The 12,941-nt window shown below is 39.7% G+C and carries 5 protein-coding genes; all 5 read right to left on the bottom strand.

From position 1 onward, the window contains the following. Positions 1-200 precede the first annotated feature (200 nt). Positions 201-3,086 carry an S-layer homology domain-containing protein gene (locus AC58PV_RS27110; RefSeq protein WP_497435793.1) on the bottom strand — a complete coding sequence of 962 codons (2,886 nt, stop codon included), beginning with the start codon at positions 3,084-3,086 and terminating at the stop codon, positions 201-203. A gap of 391 nt (positions 3,087-3,477) precedes the next feature. Further along, complete coding sequence (locus AC58PV_RS27115) at positions 3,478-6,363, bottom strand: S-layer homology domain-containing protein (RefSeq protein ID WP_497435795.1); 2,886 nt, start codon at positions 6,361-6,363, stop codon at positions 3,478-3,480. A gap of 276 nt (positions 6,364-6,639) precedes the next feature. Continuing rightward, complete coding sequence (locus AC58PV_RS27120) at positions 6,640-10,590, bottom strand: S-layer homology domain-containing protein (protein WP_497435797.1); 3,951 nt, start codon at positions 10,588-10,590, stop codon at positions 6,640-6,642. 278 nt (positions 10,591-10,868) lie between these two features. Further along, entirely contained in the window at positions 10,869-11,978 is a 1,110-nt protein-coding gene (locus tag AC58PV_RS27125) for a glycosyltransferase family 4 protein (protein ID WP_068669550.1), read from the bottom strand. Positions 11,979-12,109: 131 nt separating this feature from the next. Then, positions 12,110-12,901, bottom strand: a complete 792-nt coding sequence (locus AC58PV_RS27130) for a WecB/TagA/CpsF family glycosyltransferase (protein ID WP_497435800.1) — start codon at positions 12,899-12,901, stop codon at positions 12,110-12,112. Positions 12,902-12,941: the final 40 nt, after the last annotated feature.

Consider the following 12,941-nt stretch of genomic DNA (forward strand, 5'->3'; position numbering starts at 1 on the left):
GTCGAATAGCTCCGTAAAGTTTTTTTTATTTTATACACATCATTTTGTTTTCAAAGTATTAAACGCATATAATCTTAAAAAGTTGCGTTTACTACGAAATAAATTAAAAATATTTTAAAATCACCTCACCTTCTATAATGAATGAAACAAAAAGAGCCATCCTCGGGATATTCCCAAAGATGACTCTTTTTTATTAATTATTAGTTCGACACTACAGTGCTTGTTGTTTTACCATTAGATGCGATTGTTTTTACAACAAACTCATTAACAGTTCCACTAATTGTTATTTTATCAGTGCTAGGGTTGTATACTACAGTTCCGCCACCTTGAACATCAGAGATAATATATTGTACCCCTAAGAAGTCTTGGTATGCCTTAACTTCATTTACACCGCCATCTGTATATTTGTATTCTGTGCCATAGTTATCAACAGCTTTTACATTCAACATTTGAGCAGCATCTTCAGTTGAACTATATGTTGCACTTGCATCAGCTGTTAATGTCGCTACAGTCGGCGCGTCTGCTTTAACATTTACTGTGTAAGTGAAATCTTCTGTTTCTCCATTTGCTTTATATACAACAGCAGTAACTGTCGCAGTACCAACGCGTTGGCCTAATACTTTACCATCTGTCGTAACGGTAGCAATGTTAGAATCAGTTGTATAAGCTGTTTTCACTGCTTTAAGATCACTTGGCACAGCAACTGTGTTACCCGATTTATCTGTTATAGTAACACCTAATGATTTTGCAAATTTACTTACTGAACCATTTGCAAAGTCACCTGTTTTTGCTAGTTCATTTGTTGTGATTGCGAATACATCTGATACAGCTTTTGCTTTATAGACTAGATCAGAGTTTTCTACAACTTCGACAGTTCTTTTCAACGCAGGCGCTACTTCTTGCCCACCTTTTGTAAGTACTACTTTAACTGTAGTTTTACCCAAGGAAGCTGCTGTGAATGTAATTTCTTTGTCATTGAGCTTTCCTTTTAGATCAGTCTTGAAGTTATCTCCAGCTGCTTGTGCTACGGAATCCACAGTCACACCAGCAGTTGCTCCATCTACATTTACGTTTACTTCGTAGCCTGTAGGAACTGTATCAAGCGTTTCACCATATTGATCTTTTACTAGAACTTTAAATGTTGTTGTAGCATTCACCAATGCTTTTGTTGTTGGCTCATCACCTGTTAACAGTACGCTCTCTGGAGTACGAGCAGCAACCACAGTCAATGGAAGTTGCGCTTGAGTTTGTACATTAGCATTGTAGATCGACATGTACAGGTATACGACGCCTCTCTCTTTTGCTTCGATCGAGCTTAGTTTTAGTTTACCCTTGTTTTCACCATATTTTACAATACCATTCGAAGTTACATCTGTACCTGTCGCTACTGTTGCACCAGAAACCGTAAAGTTAATGCTGCCTGCATTGTCAACAATATCTTGTGTGGATAGAGCATTACCTTCAGTGTCATATGCTACGATTGGAATGTATTTCGCACTAGTATCCCCATCAGCAACAACTCCGTTATAAGTGCCGAATTCTAGTTTAGTTGGTACAGCTCCTGCTTTCAGAGATACTGTAGCCGTCGCAGAAGCGCCGCCTTCGTAGTAAGTTAATGTGTAATCAGCTGTTTTATCAACTTTTTTACCAGTTGCTACTGTAATTACTACTTTGTTATCTTCAACTTTTTTGTCAAGAATATTCATGTCAGTCGGTGTAATAACAGGCATAATTGATGCAGATGCATCCGCTACTACTTTATAACCGTATTGATCATATCTTGTGATATCATAAGTTGCTTTATCGCCTTCACTTGATAGAGCTGTTTTACCGTTTTCGTACGTTGCAGTTCCTAGCTCAACTTTAGAAACACGTTGTTCAGTACCAATTTTAAACGTTTTGGATACCGATACAGCAGATTGGTTCAAGCTAACTGTGATTGGTAAAACACCAATTTCAGTAGGATATCTAGATGTGTCGCTTGTATCTACTTTAAGCTCAAGGTAACCATTATCTGTGTTACGCGTAACTGAACCTGTGTAGCCGAATACTGAGTAGTTACCACCATTTAATGTCGCATTCTCACCATATTGGTTCTCAGCTTTCAGTTGAATTACGAAATCTTTCACTTGTGGAACTACATCACTTGCATTTACAAAACTTAGTTTTGATACTTTTTCATTTTCAGCTGTAAATGTTGCCGTAGCTTTCGCTACACTGCTTGCATCAAGACCAGAAAGTGTTGCTGTATATTCGCCCTCTGATACTTTAACATCCGTCAAAGTTAGAACAACTGATTTCTTATCATCTGCAAATTTAGCAGTTGTTGCAACGCTAGTACTACCTTTTGTCAAAGCAACTGTCGCTTTCGCAGTATCAACTGGTTTGTTGAATGTTACTGTTACTTGTTGTATGCCAGTAGCTTTCGCTTCAGTCACTGAAACTTGGCCGGCTGGTACGTATTGTTGCTTAGCTTCGTATGCACCAGTTACAAGAAGATCACGAGTTGCATTCGTGATACCACCGAATGTGCCGTCTGCATTGTTGGAAAGAAGTTTCAGTGAAAGCGCCTCTGCAACATAGCCTTGTGCCCAACCAGAAACTGTCGCATCTGTGCCAGTTAAACCTTTTGCTTCAGCGTCTTTACCAAGAACACGCACCAAGAAAGTAGCTAATTGTTCTTTTGTAACTTTACCTGCTGGGTTGTATTGACCTTCTGCATAACCGTCAGTTACATTAGCATTTTTCAAAGCTTCGATGTAAGGAAGTGCATAACCATTTGCCGCGTCGGTTACACTAACATCAGTAAAGCTTGAAGTTGTAAGATCTTTATTTACATCTAGACCCATAATTAAAGCTGCTACTTTAGCGAATTGAGCACGGTTCATTTCTTCTTTAAGACCAAACGTTGTGTCACTTACGCCATCAAAGATACCAGCAGAGATCATAGCATCAAATTTCGTTTGTGTTGCAGCATCAAGATCTTTCAAATCAGTGAAGTCAGCCGATGTTTTACCAAAAGCGACAGCTGAGAACATGGAAAAAGCCATTGCGGAAGTAAGAACTACTGATAATGTTTTCTTCATAAGGGGTATTTCCTCCTAATATTTTAAGTTTTTGTTATAAACTTATAACTAAATTGATGTAACACTTTCTATTAAATCTGCAATATCTTTCGTGTATAATTTCGTATATCATTATTTCCTGCAAACTGAGTATACGATAATATATGCGATTTTTCATTGCTAAGTATTTTCCAAACATGGTCGTCACCGTCGTCCACATCCAGACTACTTAATTAAATTGTAATCCTAGATTGTAAAAAAGATTTGAATAGAAGCTTAATAGAACTTAAAAGTTACCTGAAAGATTGCTGAATGCTACCAGTACCAAAATCGTCCCTTCAGATCTATTAGTACTACATAAAAACAAAAAGAGACCGTTACCGGTCTCCTTTTTGATATCAATGTTATTTAATTATTTTGTTACTAGTGTTGTAGTTGTTTTACCATTAGATGCAATTGTTTTTACAACAAATTCATTAACAGTTCCAGTTGTAGTGATTTTATCAGTGCTTGGATCGTATTTTACAGTACCGCCACCTTGAACATCAGAGATAATATATTGTACCCCTAGAAAACCTTGGTAAGCCGTTACTTCATTTACGCCGCCATCTGTATATTTGTACTCTGTGCCATAATTATCAACCGCTTTTACATTCAACATTTGTGCTACATCTTTAGTCGAACTGTAAGTAGCGTTTGCGTCAGCTGTTAATGTTGCAACAGTTGGTGCATCAGCTTTTACATTTACTGTGTAAGTGAAGTCTTGCGTTTCACCATTTGCTTTGTAAATCACGGCAGTAATTGTTGCAGTACCAACACGTTGCCCTAATACTTTACCGTCAGTTGTCACTGTAGCAATATTAGAATCAGATGTGTAAGCTGTTTTCACTGCTTTAAGTTCACTCGGTACAGCAACTGTATTGCCTGCTTTATCTGTTACTGTAACATCTACAGCTTTAGCAAATTTACTTACTGAACCTTTTGCAAAATCACCAGTTTTCGCAAGTTCATTAGTTGTGATTGCGAATACGTCTGAGATTGCTTTTGCTTTGTAAGTTAGATCTGCGTTTTCTACAACTTCTACAGTTCTTTTCAAGGCTGGCGCTACTTCTTCTCCACCTTTTGTAATTCCTACTTTAACAGTTGTTTTGCCTAGGGAAGCTGCAGTGAGCTTGATCTCTTTGTCATTCAGCTTACCTTTTAGGTCAGTTTTGAAGTTATTACCAGCTGCTTGTGCTACGGAATCCACAGTAACCCCTGCAGTTGTTCCGTCTACGTTTACGTTTACTTCGTAACCTGTCGGAACTGCATCAAGCGTTTCACCATATTGATCTTTTACAAGAACTTTAAATGTTGTTGTAGCATTTACTAGAGCTTTTGTTGTTGGCTCGCTACCTGATAGCACTACGCTCTCTGGTGTACGTGCAGCAACTACAGTCAACGGAAGTTGTGCTTGTGTTTGTACATTAGCATTGTAGATGGACATGTATAAGTATACGACACCTCTCTCTTTTGCTTGAATAGAGCTTAGTTTCAACTTACCTTTGTTTTCGCCGTATTTTACAATACCGTTTGAAGTTACATCCGTACCAGTAGCTACTGTTGCACCAGAAATTGTGAAGTTAATGCTACCTGCATTGTCAACGATATCTTGTGCAGACAAAGCTTTTCCATCAGCATCATACGCTGTAATTGGAATGTATTTCGCATTTGTGTCGCCTTCAGCAACTACTCCGTTATAAGTGCCAAACTCTATTTTAGTTGGTACTGAACCAGCTTTTAGCGATACTTTTGCTGTTGCAGAAGCTCCACCCTCATAGTAAGTTACTGTATAATCACTCGTTTTATCTACTTTTTTACCAGCTGCTACTGTAACTACTACTTTGTTGTCTTCAACTTTTTTGTCAAGAATATTCATGTCAGTAGGTGTAATAACAGGCATAATTGATGCGGCAGCATCTGCTACTACTTTATAACCGTATTGATCATATCTTGTGATGTCATAAGTTACTTGATCGCCTTCACTTGATAGTGCCGTTTTACCGTTCTCGTATGTTGCAGTCCCTAACTCAACTTTAGAAACGCGTTGTTCAGTACCAATTTTAAACGTTTTGGATACTGTTACAGCAGATTGATTCAAGCTAACTGTGATTGGTAATACACCAATTTCAGTTGGATATTTGGATGCGTCACTAGTATCAACTTTAAGCTCAAGGTAACCATTATCCGCGTTACGCGTAATTGTGCCTGTATAACCGAATACTGAGTAGTTACCACCATTTAATGTAGCATTTTCACCGTATTGATTCTCAGCTTTAAGCTGAATTACGAAGTCTTTTACTTGTGGAACTACATCACTTGCGTTTACAAAACTTAGTTTCGATACTTTTTCATTTTCAGCTGTAAATGTTGCTGTACCTTTAGCTACATTAGCTGCATCTAAACCAGTAAGAGTTGCTGTGTAGTTACCTTCTGTTACTTTAACGTTAGTCAAAGTCAGAACAACTGATTTCTTATCATCTGCAAATTTAGCTGTTGTTGCAACGTTAGCTGTTCCTTTTGTTAGAGCAACTACTGCTTTAGTAGTATCAACTGGTTTGTTGAATTTTACTGTTACTTGTTGAACGCCAGTAGCTTTTGCTTCAGTTAAAGAAACTTGACCAGCTGGTACGTATTGTTGTTTCGCTTCGTATGCACCAGTTACAAGAAGATCACGAGTTGCATTTGTGATACCACCGAACGTGCCATCAGCATTGTTGGAAAGAACTTTTAATGCAAGTGCTTCAGCTACATAACCTTGTGCCCAACCGGAAACTGTTTTATCTGTGCCAGTCAATGCTTTTGCTTCTGCGTCTTTACCAAGTACACGAACCAAGAAAGTAGCTAGTTGTTCTTTCGTTACTTTACCAGCTGGGTTGTATTGGCCTTCTGCATAACCATCAGTTACGTTAGCTGTTTTCAAAGCTTCGATGTAAGGAAGTGCATAACCATTCGCTGGGTCGGTTACACTAACGTCAGTAAAGCTGGATGTTTTAAGATCTTTATTTACTTCAAGACCCATAATCAAAGCTGCTACTTTAGCAAATTGCGCGCGGTTCATTTCTTCTTTAAGACCAAACGTTGTGTCGCTTACGCCATCAAAGATTTCAGCGGAGATCATCGCGTCAAACTTTGCTTTTGTTGCTGCGTCAAGGTCTTTCAAATCCGTGAAATCAGCAGATGTTTTACCAAAAGCTACAGCTGAAAACATGGAGAAAGCCATTGCGGACGTAAGAACTACAGATAGAGTTTTCTTCATAAAGGGTATTTCCTCCTAATATTTTAAAGTTTTTTTGTTATAAAAACTTATAACCAACGGGGCGACTTTTGAATCTACTCGCTCAATGAGCTCTGATTCGCTTTCGTGTAGCTTCGCGTCTATCACCTCGGCTACAAACTTAGTATACGACACTCTATACTACATTTCATTGATAAGTATTTTCCAAATGTGTGTCTCTCGCTGCATTCCTATAATGCATCAAAAAAACAGCCCCATCACCTAATAAGTGATGGGGCTGTTAGACTAATGCTTCCTTTATGGAACCATCTTCTGTTGTTTCATAACACGATATCCGATTATGGATGCTTGGGCACGTGTTAGCAGCTCAGTTGGGTCAAATCGCACTGTTTCTTTCTTCTCTCCTGGAAGCAATGCATTCGGAATGCCTTCAATGAGCCCCGCTTTGGACACAGCCTCAACAGCAGGTCTGGAATAGGACTCAATCCGATCTCCATCTGTGAACGCTTTTTGCAACGTAGTGAGAGATTTAGCAAGATCAGTGTTCATTTTCATCTCAGCGGCTCTAGCGATCATTACAGCAGCATCTTGACGCGTAATGGATCCTCCGGGATTAAACCGGTTACTCGCCTGACCACGGATAATACCGGCTCTTGCAGCTGTCTCGATGTACTTATAGTCGTAAAGCATACCAATTGCGTTATCAATTTTCAGAACATCGGAGAAAGTTGAGTTACCAGCATAGTTCATAGGAAGTTTAAAAATTTTGACTAATACTTGAGCAAATTCGCCACGTGTAATGTAATCATTTGGGCCAAATGAGAACGTAGTTTTTGCTCTCATTAATCCTTTGGAGTACAGTGTCTCGAGCTCAGTTCTTGCGAATGAGTGCCCCGTCATATCATCGAAGCTGCGATCCATGTACATGACTTGATAGTACCCGAACTTCCGGAATGGCACTGTGATCGTGTTGTTTTTGTTATCTACAACGCCGCCGAGGTTCTTCCAGCCATAGTCTGTTGTATTTGAATAGTTCGCATAAATATCATAGAAGAATACAGTAATGTACTTGCCAGCATCTTGACGGATGGACTGATCAAACTGTAATGTCAGTTCTCCATCTTGCGTAGGTACAACGATCTCATCATTTAGACGGTTAAAATAGGCTCTTCCTGAGTTCGTAGTGTCATATGGATCAACACCAGTGCCGTTAAGTCCTTTAGTTAAATCTTCAGGCGTTGTCGTAGTTGAGTTAGGTGCTGGAATGAAACCTGCGTCCATATAGTAGAGATTACTTGCTGGATGGAAGGTATCTTCTACAACTTTGACATTAATCTTGGATTTATAGTATCCATTCGGTACAGGAAATAATGCTTTATCTACTCGGCCATCATCTGTATCCGCGATACCAAACAATATCTTACGCCCTGTTGTAATATATTGATTGTTATTGCTATCGGGAGCATTTCTCATTAGTTTAGTGTCTTTAGGGAAAGATAGTTGTAGACCACTATTAAAGAGTTTAAACTTCGTATTCATATTTTGAAGCGTAGCTGCACCTTGAACATTGGTATTGGTATTGAAAAGAATAAAACTACCATTCACCTTAGCCCCGTTACGATTAATCGTAAACTTAATTTGATTTGCACCAGGCTTCAAATTCGTGACTTGATATAAATATTGATCCACAGAATTCACTGTACGTTTGGTTGCTTCATTTTTATCGAATAAAACACTCTCAGCGTTCTCAGCTTCAATAATGATATTGTAAAAATCACTATTAATGTTGGACTGCAACTCCCCTTTAGGATTCTTAATCAAGAGGGGTTGGACAACCGTGTAAGGAACATTCTGTCTTGTAATAGTAATAGACTTCGTTGCTGTGATATTGGAATTGTTGGTGATTCTAAACTCGAAAACAACATCTGAGTCATCCAACAATTTAAAAGCTGTTGTTTTAAAGTCTGTACTGCTAATCGATGTAAAATAATTAGTGCCTGCGGAAGTCACAGATTGTGAATTCAGCGTTTGATCAATAACATTAATCGAGCTGGAACTACCAATCGTTTGCTGAAAAACCAGCGCATCTCCCTTAGCATCCTTCGTATGCACAACCAGCGTTAAAGCTTTAATTGGTGATGCCAAGCCATTCGCATCTAGACTTGAATATAACCCGTCAAATGATACAGTACGCTGTGTAGTCGTATAAGTATCTGGATTGCTGTTTGAGATAAACTGAATTCCTGAAGTACCACTTTCCACTGGTTTAATAGCCGTAAATTGTGGAGCGTCTGTTGAGAATAAATAGATATCATAGGACTGCTCAGTGATAAAGACATTATTGACGTAAATTTTGAACTTCAACGTATTTTTGCCTTCAACCATTACCTTCGTGAGATCAGCATTAAATAAAGTCAAAGGTAAGGTGAATGTATTCAATGTCCCTGGAACTGTTGGTGTAGAAGGGACTTTTCCAAATATCGCTTCAACAGTCCTAGAATCAAGTGTATAAACACTTTCATTCATAGACACTTCCACCTTATTAACAGGTACCGCGGGGGCAGTTACTGGATCTTGATAGAAGTTAACAAGTCTACCCGAAATACATGCTTCTGTTGCTCCACATGTTAGGTTCTTGATATTCTTGATCGTCATGCTGTTAGAGATATTATTAACCAGAACATAAGGAGCGTTACTTATGTTCAACTTATATTCAACCGTGCTATATTTTGTTGTTGCTCCCGCAGTGTCACTATAGAGCTCAATACTCAATTTTTTGTTGCCATCCGTTATGCCTTGAAGTTTAAGATCATACTTAAATAATTGGGCTACATTATCCCATGTTCCTACAATAGGATCTGCATTAGGGTAATAAACCCCATCAACTAAAGCCCTGATTGAGCGGGTTTCGCTATTTGCATACACATGAATATCAGCCGGAAGCTCATTGACTAGCGTTGCATCACTTAGGCTAAGTTCATTTTCAATTGTTCCATTACTTATAGTTGATCTATCGATGTAAGGATGACTAGGATCAACATATTTAAATTTATATTCTGTTATGGCTGGAATTAGGCTATTCGTAACATCTCTAAAAGTAAATGTTAGACGCTGCTCATTCGCGGCTAAAGAAGTAAAAGTAGGTATCGCAATCTTCAAATCTTTCACTAAATACTCATTGCTTCGTGACAATGAAGGATTAGTAGCAGCCGAATAGGTAACTAGTGATACTGTGTTCGTCCCATCAGCTCCGCCTAAATCGATTGTAGCAACCGAAGATCCGTTAACTGCCACTTCTACATAGCGGTATCGTAAGGACCCCGATGCTTCTAAATCGCTTTTTACACTAGCTGTAAAAGTCAAAGCACTTGTTTGGAATGTTGGAATCGTAATTAAATCTTTTTGAGGCAGTGTCGCTGCTGTATCTTGTATTTTCCCGTTAAAAGCAAACGGTTGACCATTATCGTACCAAAGCTTCTTGACTACTTGATATTTATTCGTATCATTGCTCGCAATGAAATTAATGATGTTGTCTCCTGGATTCAAACAGAAACTGGTAACAGATGCACAAGTTGATGCAGATTTGTTCTTGTCATCCCCAGTAAAATAGAAGTATCCATCATTACTTTTGAAGCCTTGTTTAGGCAGACTATCGCCAGTTAATGTAGCTTGAACAGCACTAGCATTGGATGCCTTCGTTTTAATTTGAATACCTGTTGTCCCAGCTTTCAAAGGACCACGGTCGACCGGATAGATCTTTCCTTCTTCCAATTGAGCGTTATTTACCGTAATATCGGATAAATTGGTTGTTGGAGCGTAGTATAACCAACCTGGTGCAGAAGCAATTGCATTGGAATCCCCTAGATAAACGACGACTTTATTCAAACCTTCTGTTAACTGGATATTATCAAATTTCACAAGATTCGTACCAGTAATGACTGCTTTATTGTTCTTCTCTGTTGAAACTGCGCCTGAATTCATATTCGTAATCTCGAAATAGATAGATGGAATCTGCGAATCTGTTACATTGGTCGTTTCTACATTTAATGTGAAAGGCAATTGCGTAATTCGGGTAACTAAATTGTTATCCTTCGGCTTTGCCAAGGATGTGCCGGCATTATCCGTATCCGTGTATAAATTTTTGATAACTAGCGTTGAAGCTGCACTCGCTGTCATCGCAGGCATTAAACTAATCATCAATGACATGATCAACAGTATGCTTGCTAATTTGGTCCGTAATCGTTTCAAAACAAGTTCCTCCTTATGTAATCTAAATGTTATTAGCTGTTATGTGGGGACGGAATGTACCACCTATCAATCATCACTTACTAGATTTCGACAATCCCTCCCAAATTCTTCTATCATTCTACATGATTAGACGCGGCTAATCGCCAAAAGTTACAAGTTACTGTATATTACTTATCGGTTGATTGCAGGTAAATGTTTAGAGAAAGAAAGGTTTTTCCTTATAAATACAAAAAATCCAGCCTCAAAGGCTGGATTACATACTTGCTATCATTGGGAAGTTATTTACCTACACGATCGCTCTGTACTTGCTTACCAACTAGTTTTTGCAGGAAGTTGATCACAGGCTTGCGGCTTTTGCTAATAATACCGATAGCCTCTGCTCCAACCAGCATAACAAGAAAGAGCGCAACGATGATCATAATAAGTCCCCATGTGGAATCCTGGGAAATAAATACCGAGCAAACAACCGCGCTGCCACCGAAAATAGCAGCAATTCCATAGATGATCAGGACGCTTGTACGATGGCTGAAGCCCATTTGCAATAAGCAGTGATGCAAGTGGCTTTTGTCCGGTGCCGAGATCGGCAGTTTATTCACATAACGGCGAAGCATTGCGAAGAATGTATCAGATAAGGGCACGCCTAGAATCATAATCGGAATTAACAGTGAAACAACAGCAGCTTGTTTGAAGCCGAGAATCGATAGTGTCGCAAGGGCGAAGCCCAGGAACAAGGCGCCGGAGTCGCCCATGAAGATTTTGGCCGGATGGAAATTAAAGAACATAAAGCCTGAAATACTTCCTAGCAAAATCACACAAAGTAAAATTACGGTGACATTCCCCATCATTAAAGCAAGAATGAGAATTGTAGTTGTTGCAATACCCGACACACCTGCCGACAAGCCATCTAGGCCATCAATCAAGTTAACTGCATTGGATACACCAACAATCCATACGATCGTAATCGGGATACTCAACCAACCAATTGGCAAGTTAGTTTCACCAAACGGAATATTGACCAAATCTATTTTGAGTCCAAAAGAAACAACGATACAGGCAGCGATAAGCTGTCCTAAAAGCTTCCATTTGGGAGATAATTGAAAGCGATCATCCAGAGCACCTGTGACAACAATCACAAAGCCTCCGAGCAGAAGTCCAAAAGCAGCATCCGAGTTCACGGCATCAAGTGCTGGAGAGACGACGAAATAAGCTCCGACGAACGCAAGGAAAATCGCTAATCCTCCTAGACGCGGCATAATTCGCGTATGTACCTTCCGATGGTTGGGGGCATCAACAGCTCCTACCCAGAAGGCAAATTTTTTGACCAGGGGTGTCAGCAACAACGCCATAACGCACGCAGCAATAAACCCTATCGCATATAATCCATACATGTCTTCTTCACAGCTCCTCTTATCATGGGTGGCAGGTCTCCGCCGAAATGAATTATACTCCCATTCCGTCACAAATACTACTGCTAAATTCATCTGAAATGACCGTTTTCAGCCAATTTTCAAAGATATTTTCATGGTTTTGTGACGTTCTCTTTGTCGCGCATCACTTTCACTGCGAATTTCGGGAGTAGAAGCATTCTTTTATAGCGCCACGGCTCCTGAAGAAGGCGGTAAAACCATTCCAGACGTAGTTTTTGAAAAAAAAGTGGTGCTCGCTTTAGTTTACCCGAAAGCACATCAAAACTTCCGCCAACTCCCATCATGACTGGCACACCCAATTGTTCTTTGTATTTCCCGATCCAAGGCTCTTGGTTAGCTGCCGCTCTACCTACTAGAAGTAGGTCAGGTTCAGCATCCTTAATCGCTTGGATCACTTGCGCATCCTCGGTATCGCCGAAGTAGCCATCTCTTACACCCACCAGGTTCACCTTGGGATACGTCGTACGAATTTTCTCAGCCGCTGCTTGTATCACTTCATTTGATGCCCCTAAAAGGTAAACCTTCCACGCTTTCTTCTCCCCGACCTTCATGAGTTCGTGGATTAAATCGTAGCCAGGCACTCTTTCTGCCACAGGTTGACCCACGTGATTAGCTGCCCAAACAACACCCGTTCCATCTGGAACGATTAACTCTGCGCGCTGCATCATCTTCAGATAAGAAGGATCATCCTGCGCAGCCATCACCATGATTGGATTAGCCGTAATAACCTGATGCGGCTTTCTCAGCTCGATGACTTTCGATAAGTAATCGACGGTTTGTTTCATGCTCATTTTGGAGATAGGCACACCGTAAATGCGCACTTTCGGTACAGCTTGCAAAGTGGCCAGTGTTCCTGGCTGATTGGTAACAGAAGTAGAGCTCATCTTATCTCTTCCTTATTATTGACGTTGTAGGTTACGTTTT

Source organism: Paenibacillus sp. J22FR83 (assembly GCF_059691955.1).